Source organism: Vibrio sp. nBUS_14, from assembly GCF_051201655.1.
Lineage (GTDB): Bacteria > Pseudomonadota > Gammaproteobacteria > Enterobacterales > Vibrionaceae > Vibrio.
In genome coordinates this window covers 36,791-52,719 of record NZ_CP179208.1, presented here as the reverse complement: position 1 = coordinate 52,719, position 15,929 = coordinate 36,791, and the positions used below count along the sequence as shown (strand labels likewise).

14 protein-coding genes and 3 pseudogenes are annotated in these 15,929 nt (G+C 42.5%); 10 read left to right on the top strand and 7 right to left on the bottom strand.

All coding sequences use genetic code 11. From position 1 onward, the window contains the following. Nucleotides 1–2 precede the first annotated feature (2 nt). Together tnpB and tnpA are read right to left on the bottom strand one after the other, a co-directional pair. A complete protein-coding gene (tnpB, locus tag ACMAZD_RS25910) occupies nucleotides 3–293 on the bottom strand; it encodes an IS66 family insertion sequence element accessory protein TnpB (RefSeq protein WP_435250626.1) in 291 nt (96 codons plus the stop codon). Beyond that, nucleotides 290–643, bottom strand: coding sequence for an IS66 family insertion sequence element accessory protein TnpA (tnpA, locus tag ACMAZD_RS25905; RefSeq protein ID WP_435248589.1), 354 nt, complete (start codon nucleotides 641–643; stop codon nucleotides 290–292). The genes tnpB and tnpA overlap by 4 nt, the downstream gene beginning before the upstream one ends. Before the next feature lie 282 nt (nucleotides 644–925). On the opposite strand from tnpA, the gene ACMAZD_RS25900 reads away from it, so the two are divergent. The 5 genes and pseudogenes from ACMAZD_RS25900 (at nucleotide 926) to ACMAZD_RS25880 (ending at nucleotide 5,621) form a co-directional block, all read left to right on the top strand. Next, a complete protein-coding gene (locus ACMAZD_RS25900; RefSeq protein WP_435250625.1) occupies nucleotides 926–1,438 on the top strand; it encodes an NAD(P)H-binding protein in 513 nt (170 codons plus the stop codon). Nucleotides 1,439–1,532: 94 nt separating this feature from the next. After that, a complete protein-coding gene (locus ACMAZD_RS25895) occupies nucleotides 1,533–2,726 on the top strand; it encodes an IS91 family transposase (protein WP_435247073.1) in 1,194 nt (397 codons plus the stop codon). Between the two features lie 777 nt (nucleotides 2,727–3,503). Continuing rightward, the gene (locus ACMAZD_RS25890) at nucleotides 3,504–3,809 is read left to right on the top strand and encodes a DUF6482 family protein (RefSeq protein ID WP_435250624.1); all 306 of its coding nucleotides are present in this window, start codon (nucleotides 3,504–3,506) and stop codon (nucleotides 3,807–3,809) included. A 188-nt stretch (nucleotides 3,810–3,997) separates the two neighbouring features. Beyond that, nucleotides 3,998–4,682, top strand: a pseudogene (locus ACMAZD_RS25885) (IS6 family transposase). 504 nt (nucleotides 4,683–5,186) lie between these two features. Next, on the top strand, nucleotides 5,187–5,621 hold the full coding sequence (locus tag ACMAZD_RS25880; protein WP_435250623.1) for a hypothetical protein: 435 nt from the start codon (nucleotides 5,187–5,189) through the stop codon (nucleotides 5,619–5,621). A gap of 45 nt (nucleotides 5,622–5,666) precedes the next feature. Here ACMAZD_RS25880 and ACMAZD_RS25875 read toward each other — a convergent pair. Beyond that, a pseudogene (locus ACMAZD_RS25875) lies at nucleotides 5,667–5,873 on the bottom strand (transposase); the annotation flags it as partial. Between the two features lie 272 nt (nucleotides 5,874–6,145). On the opposite strand from ACMAZD_RS25875, the gene ACMAZD_RS25870 reads away from it, so the two are divergent. Next, nucleotides 6,146–7,296 (top strand): IS3 family transposase gene (locus tag ACMAZD_RS25870; protein WP_435250622.1). Its coding sequence is split into 2 segments (ribosomal slippage): nucleotides 6,146–6,389 and nucleotides 6,389–7,296, totalling 1,152 coding nucleotides; the frame shifts between segments, so codons are not numbered across the junction. Here ACMAZD_RS25870 and ACMAZD_RS25865 read toward each other — a convergent pair. The 4 genes from ACMAZD_RS25865 to ACMAZD_RS25850 all read right to left on the bottom strand — a co-directional run bounded on the left by ACMAZD_RS25865 (nucleotide 7,293) and on the right by ACMAZD_RS25850 (nucleotide 10,381). Next, complete coding sequence (locus ACMAZD_RS25865; RefSeq protein ID WP_435250621.1) at nucleotides 7,293–7,970, bottom strand: IS4 family transposase; 678 nt, start codon at nucleotides 7,968–7,970, stop codon at nucleotides 7,293–7,295. The two genes, ACMAZD_RS25870 and ACMAZD_RS25865, sit on opposite strands and share 4 nt — an antisense overlap. 176 nt (nucleotides 7,971–8,146) lie before the next feature. Further along, nucleotides 8,147–9,340 (bottom strand): IS91 family transposase, encoded by a 1,194-nt coding sequence (locus ACMAZD_RS25860; protein WP_435247018.1) that lies wholly within the window; start codon nucleotides 9,338–9,340, stop codon nucleotides 8,147–8,149. A gap of 460 nt (nucleotides 9,341–9,800) precedes the next feature. Beyond that, nucleotides 9,801–10,103, bottom strand: a complete 303-nt coding sequence (locus ACMAZD_RS25855; RefSeq protein WP_016786835.1) for a HigA family addiction module antitoxin — start codon at nucleotides 10,101–10,103, stop codon at nucleotides 9,801–9,803. Then, nucleotides 10,103–10,381, bottom strand: coding sequence for a type II toxin-antitoxin system RelE/ParE family toxin (locus ACMAZD_RS25850; RefSeq protein WP_016786836.1), 279 nt, complete (start codon nucleotides 10,379–10,381; stop codon nucleotides 10,103–10,105). The genes ACMAZD_RS25855 and ACMAZD_RS25850 overlap by 1 nt, the downstream gene beginning before the upstream one ends. Before the next feature lie 465 nt (nucleotides 10,382–10,846). Between ACMAZD_RS25850 and ACMAZD_RS25845 the strand changes: the two are divergent. From ACMAZD_RS25845 to ACMAZD_RS25830, 4 genes and pseudogenes are all read left to right on the top strand, one after another. Continuing rightward, nucleotides 10,847–11,827: pseudogene (locus tag ACMAZD_RS25845) on the top strand (IS91 family transposase); the annotation flags it as partial. A 291-nt stretch (nucleotides 11,828–12,118) separates the two neighbouring features. Next, nucleotides 12,119–12,691: an AAA family ATPase gene (locus tag ACMAZD_RS25840; RefSeq protein WP_435250620.1), complete on the top strand. Its 573-nt coding sequence runs from the start codon at nucleotides 12,119–12,121 to the stop codon at nucleotides 12,689–12,691. A gap of 723 nt (nucleotides 12,692–13,414) precedes the next feature. Beyond that, a complete protein-coding gene (locus ACMAZD_RS25835; protein ID WP_435250619.1) occupies nucleotides 13,415–14,599 on the top strand; it encodes a ParA family protein in 1,185 nt (394 codons plus the stop codon). Nucleotide 14,600: 1 nt separating this feature from the next. Beyond that, nucleotides 14,601–15,701 (top strand): hypothetical protein, encoded by a 1,101-nt coding sequence (locus ACMAZD_RS25830; RefSeq protein WP_435250618.1) that lies wholly within the window; start codon nucleotides 14,601–14,603, stop codon nucleotides 15,699–15,701. Nucleotides 15,702–15,929: the final 228 nt, after the last annotated feature.

The window sequence follows — 15,929 nt, the reverse complement described above, 5'->3', positions numbered from 1 at the left end:
GTTTACCTGTGGATGAATGCCAATTCCAAAATTACAGCGTGAGCTGTTTGTAATTTTGGCCAAGCGAACTTGTCTTTTTCGAGTCGCTTTTGCCAGAGGCAAAAGCCATTACGCTGCCAGTAGAGAACTTTGAGCTTATCCCGCGTGCGATTACAGAAGACGAATAGCGCTTCGGAGAAGGGATTAAGGTTCATATTCTGTTCAACAATAAAGCTCAAGCCGTTAATGCCCTTTCTAAAATCGACGGGCGCCTTGTGGAGATAGATAACAGAGATATCAGGGAACATTTTCATACAACAGCAAGCTCCTTCAATAGAAGACCGAGCCACTGAGGTGCTACATCACGAGGTACATGAAGAGAGCATGCTCCCGCTTCAAGGCGTAATTCCGTAGGTAACGTAGAGGGAGGCAGTTGCTCGGTTTTGGTATTTAGTATGGCTATTTTTTCAACAACAACGAATTCAGAAAGTGAATCTTCTCGTTTTTTAGGCAGGTTGACTAAGTGGTGTAGTTTGCGACGGTTGTTATCAAATGTTTTTGGATGAAGATTGTGCTCTAAACAAAACTGAGCGGCAGACTGCTCACTATTGTAATACTTCTGAACAAGGCGTAGCCATTCTTGCTGAGATCTATGCTGAGACATTTTCGAGTACCTTTAACGATAAAAGTTAAAGGTTACGACGTTTATTAAAAGGATTGAATGAGTCGATTTAAAGACGCTTACAATTATCGTTGCAAAAAGTGCCTAAAAGGCTGCTTATAAATACAACACTTGCTAGTCTGTTCATAGGTATGGTTGAGTCGTTTTGACAGAGTTTGGTGATTTTATACGTGCAAATCGCTGACTGATATGTGTTAGGTGCAACACGTGCACCCAAAGGTATTGACATCAATGTCAAGCTAAAACATCGAAAAGAGGTCCTATATGACGGAGAATAAATGTATTGCTGTATTTGGTGCTACTGGGAAGGTTGGACGTGAGTTTGTCAAAATGGCTCTCGATTCTGGCTACTTCCTACGAGTATTGGTTAGAAAACGTAGCAGTTTTGAGCTAAATATTGATAATCGTGTTGAGGTTATTGAAGGGGATGCTACCAATGCCGAAGATGTAACTGCCGTTGTCTCTGGATCTCATGTTGTAGTCAGTACTCTTGGTAACCCTTACCCAAGTCGTGGTGTACATATTATGTTGAAAGCAACAGAAAATATAATGAAAGCTGCAGCAAAGCAGCCTAATCAACCACGGTGCTTGATGATTTCTAGTGTTGGATCAGGAGGCTCTTCTTGGTTGATCAAAATAGCGTTAACGCTTGCTAATGGGCGTGCAGGATTCAAGGATTATGAAGACGCAGAGGCGCGTGTTCGTAATGAGACGGATGTGCCATTTATAGTTGTCAGACCTTACGCTCTAACCAATAAACCTGCCAAGGGACAATAGAACCGGCGACGGTGTCGCCTGAGCGGCCTACGGCCGAAAACAAAGAGACTCAACCGACTAGGGTGCTTTACATGGATCGTTTATCCTATAGGTCATGCATCCGAATAAGCCCATCAAACAACTCTTCAATGCCAACGATACTTGGCTGAACTACCTCAATAAGTACCGAGAAACCCTCCGAACCGTCGTCATTGAAAACGTCACCAAGATGCTCGCTTGCAGTACCGCTGCTTTTGGCTCTAAAGAGTATCGATGCACTCATGCTGACTGCACCCATCACAAATACATTCACCAGACGTGTAAATCTCGCTTTTGCAGCAGTTGTGGCATAAAAGCCACAGAGCGGTGGATACGAAAGCAACAACATGTCTTTCCTGAGTGTGAGTATCAACACGTTACGTTGACGCTACCTCACACGCTGTGGCCCATCTTTCGGGATAATCGTTTTCTTCTCAATCATCTCTTTAGCTGCGCAGCCAAAATCTTCTTAGGATGGGCAAAGCAACTCGATATCGATATTGGCGTGTTCTGTGCACTTCATACCTACGGCAGAAAGCTGAATTGGAATGTGCACATCCATTTGTCTGTCACCCGTGGGGGTTTATGTAAGAAGACTGGTCTATGGAAGCCGATTTTCTTTAAAGCTAAGACCACTGAGAAGTGTTGGCGCGGTGCCATCACTCAACTTCTCAGCTCCAATTACTCAGAGTTAGACTTGAGTGGAGAGGACTGCCCTTTCATTCGTAATGAGCAAGATTGGTCCCGATTTTTAACCAGCCAATATTGCCGACGATGGAAACTGCACTTTGCTAAGAAAACGGCCAATGTGACCCCCACCATGACCTACATGGGTCGATACCTAAAGCGGCCACCGATATCGGCGTCTAGGTTACGACATGATTTCCAAGGAGGATTAGTGACATTTGATTATCTTAATCATAGGAATGGTCAGACGGAATCCCTCATTTTGAGTCCAGAAGCTCTGATAGAACGCATGATTGAGCATATTCCAGATAAGCACTTCAAAATGATTCGATACTTCGGTTTTCTATCAAACCGACGTCGTGGTGAGATGCTCCCTAAGGTCTACGGTGCCTTGGGTGTCGCACCTAAAGACGCACCTGAAATGCCCGGTTACGCAGCTATGCTGAAAGGGTATGTGAAGGTTGATCCGTTTGAGTGCATTCTTTGTGGGCACCGTTTAACGTTTCTTCGCTTTAGGGCTGGGGAGCCGCTGTCAGAGCTGGTCCACCATGCTCTGGTTCAAGCCCAAATCAGGTCAATTTAGGCGTTTCACAGGATGGGTGTATCTGAAATAGCGAAAACAGCATGAAAGTGTTCAACAAACATCCGTGTTTAGATTGTAGAGCAGAAGTTAGGTCTGTCCGGGACTCATTCTGACGTGAGTTATGCCGCGATTGTTCAGGTCAGGAAACATTGAGATTCCTTACCTTCAAGGTACTACCAGGACAGACGGCACACTTCGCTAAACCTATACCACGACCTGATGTAGCTAGATTCTTTCTGGATTGTGTTGAAGATGTTAGTAAGGATGGTTCTTGTGTCAATATTGGGGGCGCATAATAATGAACTGCTCCTGCAATACTGGACAACTCACTAAGTGATTTTTCAATACGAAAATTTATCCGGATGAAGCTAAATTAGTACATGACCAAACACGGAAATTTCCAAAATTTGCTTGAAATCGATCAAATATATTGGCACTTATGTAGTGTTACTAGTAGCAACACGCTCTAAAAAAGACTAAATTTAAAGACCTTATGACCTTATGACCTTATGACCTTATGACCTTATGACCTTATGACCTTATGACCTTATGACCTTTAAATCGGCTATGAGTCAGCAAATAACGATCAGACTTTAATTGTTCTCCAACAGGAGTTGATCGGTCAGGCGTAAGTCGCTTTTTAGCCATTCGAAGTTGAATGTTTGCATAGGAGTTCTCACTGGTTTTCCGATTTCTACGCGTGAGAGAGGCAAGTTTCTCACTCGGTGATCGACTTTATTACGGCAGACACAAAGCCACGGATCAAGGAGGTTCCTAATGTCTATGCCACTCAATAAACTGGAAAAATTTTTCTATTTCGACAAGCTAGTCATCCACTCTCTCGATCTTGCTCTGTATCAAGTCTCGGTTGTAGTCGACGGAAAGGAACACTTTGTTACTGACGATAAAGGGAAATTTTTAAGGGCGCATTCGATATTGGAGTTGCAAAAGCAATGTCGTAATTTGAAAGCGAACAAACAGGTGCTTCGCCAGAAAAGTGCCTACGATGAAATGGTTGGGCAGCCAAGTAGGAGTAATACTAACGAGCTGGAAGTGTTGCTGAGAGACAACGAGCTCTATTGAATTTAGATCGAAAGGGGAGAAAGTGCGAGTTAGGTTTGTTATATCGCACCCTACCTTACTAATTAACTTGAGATCGGTTTAAGCCATCACTATCAATCCTGTCTTTTCAGTGTTTGTGATGTGGGCTTGTTGCAAAAACCTCACGAGCAGCCAGACTTTAACTATGATTCATCACTGAGCAATACGTTATGGTCAAGTCTGAATTCAAATGGCAACATTTCACCCCCCGAACTTATCTTATGGTGTGTCCGTTGGTATGGCACTACCGCAATGAGCTATGCAAACCTCAGTGATAGGTTGTCCGATCGAGGTGTCTTCGTTAATCGCTCCACGATTTATCGTTGGTTCATTCACTATGGGCCTATCCTACATAATAAGTTACGCCGTTATCCATTCACTCGTGTCGACACCTCCTGGCAGCTTGATGAAACTTACGTCAAGGTGAAAGGCAAATGGCATTATCTCTACCGAGCCATCAATAAACGTGGGGAAACCCTGGATTTCTTTTTCTCTCGTAAACGCAATAAAGAGGCGGCTTATCAATTCCTAAAACGCTGCTTACGCCGCTATAAAACGTCCTTTCAACCCCAAACATTGAATACTGATAAACATTCGTCTTATGGTAACGCCATTGCTCGCCTCAAGCGTGAAGGCCGTTTACGACAAGATGTAGAACATCGGCAAGTGAAATATCTCAACAATGGCATTGGATCTGACCACGCTCCGATTAAAAAGCTTATCGAAGCCACAGGTGGATTCAAGGTGCGAAAGCGGGCCTGGTCAACGATTCAAGGTTTTGAAGGGAGCCGAATGTTGAATAAAGGCCAGTTTGATTTTTGGTTACGTCGCGATGAGCCAAAACTGAGGGTGTAGGGGAGATCCGTCTTCCTCAATGAACTCTTCAATATCTTCGGAATATACGCATGAAATGAAGTGCTCATATTGGCGCCTCAGACACATCTTCCTTTTTTGCAACAAGCCCCTCCCAAGTAAGTTGCTGCATGGCTTGAGCGTAAGTCGTGCGGATACAGTGCCTTTGAGTTAAATGGATACATTTTTATCCACAGAAAGAGTGAGTAAGTCGATTTTAGCTCAAAAAAACAACAAGTTGCATAATAGTTTCATTTCCATCCATAAGCCATTAAAAATTAAGACTATAATATTATTAACAACAAAGGATTTCTCAGGTTTTCTTCGTTGTGAACAGTCGCCTCCTCCACAATCAGGAGGCGACTTTTCGTCAGAGATCCACTTCGCTCTAAGTGACGTTACGTTAAATCAGGGTAAGACACACACATCTGAAGTATGAGCTATACTGCATATAAGCTATTGATAAAGTTTAACAAGTTCACAAGATAGAAAAATAAAGGATGCTTTATGATAGATCGAATTGTTCTTTTAAGCGCATTGTTCTGCTATCCCGCTGTAGGTAAAGAATACACGGCCTACCTCGGAGGGGGATCAATACACATCAGGGGGGAGGACTATAACGAAAATCACAACCTTTTGGCGATTGGCTACAAAGGGCTAACTATTGGAACACTGAAAAATTCCTATGACGACCAAACATACTTTGCTGGCTATGACTTAAACCAAAATAATGTTTATTTGACTTACGGAGCTGTGTTAGGAGCAAGTTACGGATACTGCGGGAAAAATCAGAAAGCTAACTATAAAACAGAGTATGGCTGCCATACGAATAAATGGTTACCTCTTGGTGTGGCCTACTTGTCGTACTCTGAGTATCCAATTCAACCAACAGTGGGACTTACTTGGAATGCAATAGTGTTTACAATAAGAGTTGAATTCTAACTATTCCCTCCCATATTTGATCGGTATGCGCCCCGTGTGTTAAGGCTAGCGCATTTTAATCGCAGACTCTAAAAGCACTGAGCGGTATTCATCGTTCAGGGCTGCATTCTTTTTCTTCCGAGCCATGCTTATCTTCTTCTTCGTATCGAACTTAAATAAGTTAAGAGCTATCTTTCTTAGTGCATTGAAAGCTAAGGCTCCATTTCCTTTCCGAATACGGCACTCATCTTCTCTAAAAGTCATATCTAGCATCTAATGCATAGTTTTCGAAGTGTTCTAGAAACGAGTCAGACATGGAAAATGTTATATATGGATAATAATTATCAGATCTGATCCGCTAAATCAGGAAAAGTTCAAATTTATAATGATCTTGCCGTAATCGGAAATATGCTAAATGATTCAAAAAAATCCTGCGATTTTCATCGCAGGATTTGTGTATGAAAGACAGGTGCATGCACGGGGTGATCCGCACCAGCAGTTTTGGACACTGAGTTAAGTGAGTACAATCACTAATGAGGTGAACCATGACAAGCAAGAAGAAACGTATTATCCATTCTCCTGAATTTAAAGCAGAAACCCTGAAGCTGGCGGAGAAAGTGGGAGTCGCTGCAGCCGCAAGACAGCTCTCATTACATGAATCTCAGATCTACGGTTGGCGAAAAGCCACAAAGAAGAATTCTAATATTAGCCAACGAGAACAAGAATTGGCCGTTGAAGTCGCTAAGCTAAAGAGGCAGTTGTCAGAGCAAGCAGAAGAGCTAGAAATCGTAAAAAAGGCCGCCACCTACTTCGCGAAAAATCTAAAGTAAATTGCTATGAATTTATGCTCGAACACCTGCTGAGTTTCAGTATTTCCCGTATGGCTAAGGTGTTCAGAGTTTCTCGAAGTGGGTTTTATTATTGGGTTGAGAATCGCCACAAGGCGATTCAACGTGAGACAGAGCGCCAAAAGATTGATATCAAAGTAAAAGAAGCCTTTGACGTTAGCAAAGAACGAGATGGCTCAAGACGTATTCAGAAAGAACTGGCAGAGAGCGGTGATAACCATAATGTTAAGACCATTGCCGCCAGTATGAAACGTCAGGATTTAGTAGCGAAAGCAGCACGCAAGTTTAAGTGTACAACAGACAGTAAACATAAAATGCCCGTTGCTCCGAACTTGCTCGCTCAAGATTTTAACGCAACGGCTCCAAATCAAAAATGGGCAGGAGACATCACCTATGTGGCCACAAGCGAAGGCTGGCTGTACTTAGCTGTCATTATTGACCTCTATTCAAGACAAGTTATTGGTTGGTCAATGAATACGAGAATGACGGCCTCACTGGTCTGCGATGCCTTATCAATGGCTTTATTTCGCCGAGGTTTCCCTGAGCAGGTTATTACTCATAGCGATCGAGGTAGTCAGTACTGTTCGAAAGACTATCGAGACCTCATAAGTAATTATAATCTAAGGCAAAGTATGAGTAGGAAAGGAAATTGCTGGGATAATGCTTGTGTTGAGAGCTTCTTTCATTCTATGAAAGTAGAAGCAATCCAATATGAACCGATCATGACGAGAGAGCAGATGCGTCAAACGATCTTCGAGTACATTGAGGTTGATTATAATCGAACGAGAAGGCACAGTGCTCTTGGGTATCTAAGCCCAATGAACTTTGAAAAACAAAATGTCGCTTAGTTAAGTGTCCAGTCTGACTGGAGCAGATCATGGCCAAGATATTTGGGTTTATGGACAGCGGTTGGATAAAAGGTTTTATTTGAGACCCAAGGTTTATGAGGTTGTTTGATTGATACTTCTCCTCGGACACGACCTAACCAAAACCAGCCTTTCTCCTGAACTTGGCGAAACCAAGTATTTCTAAAACCCGCATCAGAAACGATGATCGGGCTGATTTTATTCGGTAAAATACTCTGCAATTTATCGAGGAATGTTTGGTGACTTTTCGGTGAATTATATTGGCCATACTCAAAAACTTGTTCAAAGATTGTGATGGCTCGACTATCAAGTGCAACGGATGCTCTTAACGTCATATAACGAAGTTGTTCACGAACATCAGACCAATCCACAAGGATCACAGGGCATGAGTTGGCGCCCGTTATTAAGTAGGCATGCCATTTATAAATTAGGTCTTTTTCACGATGTAGTTGGCGATTTCCAAGCAGTCTATCAACGCGTTTGATCGCATGTTTTACCGTGGTATTAGTTTCCAGTTTGCGACCTAGTTTAGTTAGCGTTAAGTCTGAGCCGTCAAGTACACTTTTTGTAGCAAGTATCAGAGAACTAACGCGTTTTTTGTGAATGGAGGGGCATTGGTTTTGTATGGTTTGTTGTAAAATCTGAATATCGCGCATCGTTAGTTCAAAGGTAAGGAATCTCAATGTTTCCTGACCTGAACAATCGCGGCATAACTCACGTCAGAATGAGTCCCGGACAGACCTAACTTCTGCTCTACAATCTAAACACGGATGTTTGTTGAACACTCTCATGCTGTTTTCGCTATTTCAGATACACCCATCCTGTGAAACGCCTAAATTGACCTGATTTGGGCTTGAACCAGAGCATGGTGGACCAGCTCTGACAGCGGCTCCCCAGCCCTAAAGCGAAGAAACGTTAAACGGTGCCCACAAAGAATGCATTCAAACGGATCAACCTTCACATACCCTTTCAGCATAGCTGCGTAACCGGGCATTTCAGGTGCGTCTTTAGGAGCGACACCCAAGGCACCGTAGACCTTAGGGAGCATCTCACCACGACGTCGGTTTGATAGAAAACCGAAGTATCGAATCATTTTGAAGTGCTTATCTGGAATATGCTCAATCATGCGTTCTATCAGAGCTTCTGGACTCAAAATGAGGGATTCCGTTCGACCATTCCTATGGTTGAGGTAATCAAACGTCACCAAGCCTCCCTGGAAGTTATGTCGTAAACGCGACGCCGATATCGGTGGCCGTTTTAGGTATCGGCCGAGGTAAGTCATGGTTGGCGTCACGTTGGCTGTTTTCTTTGCAAAGTGCAGCTTCCATCGACGGCAATATTGGCTGGTTAAAAATCGGGACCAATCTTGCTCATTACGAATGAAAGGGCAGTCCTCTCCACTCAAGTCTAACTCTGAGTAATTGGAGCTGAGAAGTTGAGTGATGGCACCGCGCCAACACTTCTCAGTGGTCTTAGCTTTAAAGAAAATCGGCTTCCATAGACCAGTCTTCTTACATAAACCCCCACGGGTGACAGACAAATGGATGTGCACATTCCAATTCAGCTTTCTGCCGTAGGTATGAAGTGCACAGAACACGCCAATATCGATATCGAGTTGCTTTGCCCATCCTAAGAAGATTTTGGCTGCGCAGCTAAAGAGATGATTGAGAAGAAAACGATTATCCCGAAAGATGGGCCACAACGTGTGTGGTAGCGTCAACGTAACGTGTTGATACTCACACTCAGGAAAGACATGTTGTTGCTTTCGTATCCACCGCTCTGTGGCTTTTATGCCACAACTGCTGCAAAAGCGAGATTTACACGTCTGGTGAATGTATTTGTGATGGGTGCAGTCAGCATGAGTGCATCGATACTCTTTAGAGCCAAAAGCAGCGGTACTGCAAGCGAGCATCTTGGTGACGTTTTCAATGACGACGGTTCGGAGGGTTTCTCGGTACTTATTGAGGTAGTTCAGCCAAGTATCGTTGGCATTGAAGAGTTGTTTGATGGGCTTATTCGGATGCATGACCTATAGGATAAACGATCCATGTAAAGCACCCTAGTCGGTTGAGTCTCTTTGTTTTCGGCCGTAGGCCGCTCAGGCGACACCGTCGCCGGTTCTGCTGAGACATTTTCGAGTACCTTTAACGATAAAAGTTAAAGGTTACGACGTTTATTAAAAGGATTGAATGAGTCGATTTAAAGACGCTTACCCTTAATGAACACTTATTAAAAGAGCCTCTTAACCATTGCAACAATGATTAAGAGGCTCTAGCAAAAAGGTTGGTTTGTGTTTGGGCGCGCACTAATTCAATTATTGCAAATGAATCAAGTATGGGAAATTCACTTAAGTTCAGTGTCCAGTCTCTGACTGGAGCGATCATTCGGGGGAGTAGTTAGGATTAAAAAAATGTTTATAACTCTACGAGCCTCTGTAATATCTTCTCTAGTGCAGCTCAGAGCCCAATGATCACTTGCTAATCTGACTAAGCCAAAGCTAGCTGGTCAAAATCTATAGTTTTAACAGCCTTGAGGTTAATAGTCTGCTTTGCTTTCCATAAATCATACTGGTGTTGCATCGCTAACCAACTCTCAGGAGTTCCGCCCAGTACAACCTGTAGCTTTAGTGCCATCTCAGGGCTGATAGAGCTTTGGCCTTTCACGATGCGGTTGAAAGTAGATGGACTCACACCCAAGTTCTTGGCTACGGCTCTAGAACTAAGGTTAAACGGTTCAAGGTACACATCGTGAATTAGTTCGCCCGGATGTGGAGGGTTGTGCATAATCATTAGTGATAGTCCCTATAGTCGAGTATAAAAGCGTTTCCATTTCTAAACTGAAACGTAACGCGCCAGTTGCCGTTAACATCAATAGCCCAAATATCATCTTTCTTTGGGTTTAGCTGATGCAGTCTCCAGCCAGGTTTATTAATATCAGCGATAACACTTGCGGTATTGATTACAGCTAACTGTAACCTTAGCTTTTTGATATGTTTGGCTTGGATACCCGCTGCAGTCCCTTTAACAAAGAACTTTTCCAGACCTGTATGCTTAAATGATTTTATCATGTAGGCATTATAGCGCGTTGCGCTTCGCGCTACAATCTTGATAAAGACATTTTAGCTCTCATCTGTTCTTTTAGCTAGTTTTGCTATACCCGTGCTTATTGGCAGCTATATGCTTACATGTAGAGTCAGCATCATTAATTTAGAGAAAACTGATCATTTTGAGTATTAGGATCAACAAACTAGGTGAAACCAAAGCGAGTTACAACCTTTTAACATTTAGTAAAATTCTGAAATTAACTTTCAGAATGCTTTAGGGGGCATTTCAGCGAAAGATCCAATGCGCCATAGCCCTCTAAAATGCGAACATATGACAAAGTCGCTTGGTAATTAAGGTACGACAGAATCGCTTGGTGATCACCAAGCGACTAACGAACCGGCGACGGTGTCGCCTGAGCGGCCTACGGCCGAAAACAAAGAGACTCAACCGACTAGGGTGCTTTACATGGATCGTTTATCCTATAGGTCATGCATCCGAATAAGCCCATCAAACAACTCTTCAATGCCAACGATACTTGGCTGAACTACCTCAATAAGTACCGAGAAACCCTCCGAACCGTCGTCATTGAAAACGTCACCAAGATGCTCGCTTGCAGTACCGCTGCTTTTGGCTCTAAAGAGTATCGATGCACTCATGCTGACTGCACCCATCACAAATACATTCACCAGACGTGTAAATCTCGCTTTTGCAGCAGTTGTGGCATAAAAGCCACAGAGCGGTGGATACGAAAGCAACAACATGTCTTTCCTGAGTGTGAGTATCAACACGTTACGTTGACGCTACCACACACGTTGTGGCCCATCTTTCGGGATAATCGTTTTCTTCTCAATCATCTCTTTAGCTGCGCAGCCAAAATCTTCTTAGGATGGGCAAAGCAACTCGATATCGATATTGGCGTGTTCTGTGCACTTCATACCTACGGCAGAAAGCTGAATTGGAATGTGCACATCCATTTGTCTGTCACCCGTGGGGGTTTATGTAAGGAGACTGGTCTATGGAAGCTGCACTTTGCAAAGAAAACAGCCAACGTGACGCCAACCATGACTTACCTCGGCCGATACCTAAAACGGCCACCGATATCGGCGTCGCGTTTACGACATAACTTCCAGGGAGGCTTGGTGACGTTTGATTACCTCAACCATAGGAATGGTCGAACGGAATCCCTCATTTTGAGTCCAGAAGCTCTGATAGAGCGCATGATTGAGCATATTCCAGATAAGCACTTCAAAATGATTCGATACTTCGGTTTTCTATCAAACCGACGTCGTGGTGAGATGCTCCCTAAGGTCTACGGTGCCTTGGGTGTCGCTCCTAAAGACGCACCTGAAATGCCCGGTTACGCAGCTATGCTGAAAGGGTATGTGAAGGTTGATCCGTTTGAGTGCATTCTTTGTGGGCACCGTTTAACGTTTCTTCGCTTTAGGGCTGGGGAGCCGCTGTCAGAGCTGGGGAGCCGCTGTCAGAGCTGGGGAGCCGCTGTCAGAGCTGGGGAGCCGCTGTCAGAGCTGGGGAGCCGCTGTCAGAGCTGGGGAGCCGCTGTCAGAGCTGGTCCACCATGCTCTGGTTCAAGCCCAAATCAGGTCAATTTAGGCGTTTCACAGGATGGGTGTATCTGAAATAGCGAAAACAGCATGAAAGTGTTCAACAAACATCCGTGTTTAGATTGTAGAGCAGAAGTTAGGTCTGTCCGGGACTCATTCTGACGTGAGTTATGCCGCGATTGTTCAGGTCAGGAAACATTGAGATTCCTTACCTTGAACCTAAGCTTCAGTTTGAAAGGTTTGCTTAAAGGTCATGTAGGCATGTTGATTGCAGCCCCTAATGTTGGTAAATCTCACCTAGCTCTTTGCATAGCAATGGAACATTCTTCTTCAATGTCTCTACTCGGGATGAGCGCTGCTGACAAACCTGAAAAGACGTTGGTTTTAAGTTCAGAGGATGGTGCTGGTATTATTCAATCGCGCATGAAAGAAAAGCTTGCCAATTGCACTAGCACTAGCACTAGCACTATAAAATCAGAGCTAAAAAATAATCTCCACTTTCTTACTGATCTTGAGTCAATAGTGATTCCACCCGATAGCTCAGTCCAAGAACTGGCAGAACATGAACAGTATTTAGACAAACTCAAACAAACCTTCTCTGAATTCGACTTGGTGATCGTCGACACTGTAACGGAATCAATTGGCCGTTGTGAGGAGGTAAAACACGATCGCTTAATCAAAAATGTTTTTCAGAAACTTGCCAGTGAATCTGGTACCAGTTTGTTGCTTGTTCATCATGTGAACAAAGATGAAATCCGCGGTAACCAATAAATTACGATGGCATCAGGCGCTGGTTTAACCTCAATAATGCGTCTAACAAAATGCTTGTTTACGTTAAAGAATAAAAAGGAATCATTGTCGATTAAATACCTTAAGAGTAATTACTTAGCTGAGAATGAAAATCTAGAGTTCGCGGTTGAAGTGAGACAAAATCTTACTATTAATCCACAGGTATTCAGTTTGAAATCGAAGGTATCCAAAACAGTGCATTCAGCGCAAAGCATAAAACAGACTCCCAAAAAAATTACGCTACCTGGGACTATCCCAGAACAAGAAGAAATTGAAGAACGTAAAAATCTCAGGGATGTTTTGTAAGTAACCTATAACACTCTAAAAAGCACCTATATCTGATGCTTTTTTTCTATCAATGTACGTATTCTTTGTAAATTACCCATAACGTCTCTTTTAGCTTTCAATAAAGTTGGTGTAAAACGGCCATAAACGATTAACCTCTCAAAGAGTTTTTTCCTCCAAAAGCTTCATTTCTTTTAAATATACATTTATAAATGTAAATCTTGAATTTTTGTTTATTATCAGTAGTTTATGGTGATTTTGGTGGATTACTTTGTCAGGTTTAATTGTAATTCCCATGTGTTACAAATATGATCATGTAGTGTTTTTATTGGATTCCTTGTTTTTTGTTTACATTGGTTGTTTTGTGTGTCATTGTAACAATCAATTGGTAATGCTGCTGACTAAGATGGAGTAGGTAATATGAGCCGACAGATTGAGACACTGAAAGAATTGGAAATCATAGCGCAAGGAGCGTCAGATCTACTCGCTCAACGTGAAGATATTCGGCCAAAACTTCCTAGAACGTTTGACAGACCAGATGCGGTTGAATATTTGAAATGTGATTATCGTACTATTGAAAAACATGCTGCTGAACTTGGCTTTGATCCAAAGGCGCACGTATCGAGTGGAATTAATTGGATGCTCGATATTAATCAAATCTATAAAATTCGTGATGCCTTACCAGAAAGCACCATCCTTAAAAAAAAATTAAAACCTTTTAATCGCAAGAAAAACCAGAAAGCACAAGTCTTAGTCGTGCAGAACCAAAAGGGCGGCGTGGGAAAAACTCTAAGTTGTATCACAATTGCTACTGGTATAGCGATGGAATACCACGAAGGATATCGCATTGCAGTCATTGATATGGACGGTCAAAGTACATTGAGCTCCTACCAACCTTCCTTAGACGGAGAAGAGCGAACTACAATCGGTGAGCTAATTCAAATTGCCCCTCAAACAGAAGGTTATCGTGAACTAATTCGAGCGTCAGTTTCTGACACGACAATCCCTAATCTTAAAATTATACCTGCGGCTCAGGGTGATAGGGATATCGAAGCTATTTTTCATGAAGGTGTATTTTCTAACTCAATATCTTCACCATACTCGCGTTTGAAATCGGTCATCGATGCAATCAGTGATGACGTGGATATCGTTTTGATCGATACCCCCCCTTCGTTGGGCTACGCCTCAATTAATGCTTACAATGCTGCTACTAGTGTAATAGTCCCTCTCGGTGCAAACCAAAACGATACAGATGCAACGTTTCAGTATCTCAGTTACCTACCTAAAATTTATAAAAATCTTATTGCACAAGGTCATCAGGGCTATGATTTTATCAAGTTCTTGTTGACCAATTATGAGGAAAATAGTGCTTCCTCACTCGAAGTAAGAGAGGAACTTAACGAGCAATTCAACGGATACTTATTTTCTACAACCTTTAAGAAATCAGAAGCAGTTAGATTATGTTCGTTAGATAGAAATACGGTTTACGATTTATCTAAATCTATGTATTCAGGTCATAAAAGCACGTTTAAGAATGCGAAGCTGAATGCTGACCAGATACTTATGGATATAATGCTTCAAGTTAGAAAAATATGGGATAATTAAAATGAGCAAACGACGAGCGGCTATTCAAGCAGCCCTAGCCAGCAAAAATGCTGCGAAGCCAACCAAAGTGCCTTCCATGCCTTCTGGGGATATCGATAGTGTATCTGAAGCAAAGATTGATGTAGAGCTTAATTACTCGAAGTTATCTGATAGTTTGGATAAAGCCGGCACCTCATTTAGTGTTTTTCTCCAAGAACATTCCGGTATTGTCTTGTCTAAACCAGAGAGAAAACTGACCACCCCTTCTGGTGAAATTTATACAGTCGCTACATCGTACATGTCGTATGAGCAGTTAAAAGAGCTTTGCATTATTGATAGCGATAACGTTAGAGATATCTCCGAACGTACAGAAGAAGCATTATCTGACATTATTGATGAAATAGGTATGGGGCTTCAACTAATGCCAATCATCGCTTATGTTGATAAAAACGGAAAGCACTCAATTATGGAAGGCTCTCGACGCTTCGCTTCTGCTTTGCATCGTAAGGTAGGTTTAACGGTAGATATATTTGACTGCAAACCAAATCTAGAAACGATTAGGTGGGTGGTTGAAACTTCAGATAGAAAGAAAGGATTCTCCTATTACGAAAAAGGTAAGCTCTACACTAAACTGATGGAAACACACAATTGGACTCAAGCCGAACTGGAAAGGGAACGTGGGTATACCCAACAAGATATAAGCCTCAGTATTGCTTATTATTCCTGTCCAACACCTTTGCTTGAGTTGCTACCTGTTAAAACACTGCCGCAGGCATATGTATTAAAATTTAATTCAGCGACAAAAGCTGTGCTGAGTAAAAATTTGCTCAATGAAACAATAGAAGATCTAAAAGAGGCAATGCTTGGTATCGAAACAGTGTCGTTAGATAAACAGTCTAAGATGGTGGTTGATAAGTGGCATGAACTGGCAAAAAAACTCAGTGCTAAGAAAGCAAAAAGTGTTACACCAGTCTTTGAGTCTGGAGAAACGAAAGCTTTTGTGAAACGAACGAAAAAAGGAAGTCATATTACCCTACAGGGTTTACCTAGAGATCTCGAAAAGGATGTATTAGAGGCGATAGAGAAACTTGTTAATGGTAGTAAAAGTGTTTCACATTTATAAATGTGAAATGTTTATTTTCCTTTAAAAGCAATTGGTTACGACACTTTTTTTTGTTTTTAACGTGTTAGTTTTTCTTTAGTAGTTATGAACATCACAATGAGAGGCCGCTCGCAGCTATCAACGCTACAAGTCGCCTTTCATTGAAGCAAGCTTTACTTTGAGCCTTACCCTTCGGGCAAGGATTTTCGCTGGGCGGCATCCCGCTCGTATCTTTCAGTTATGGCCTAA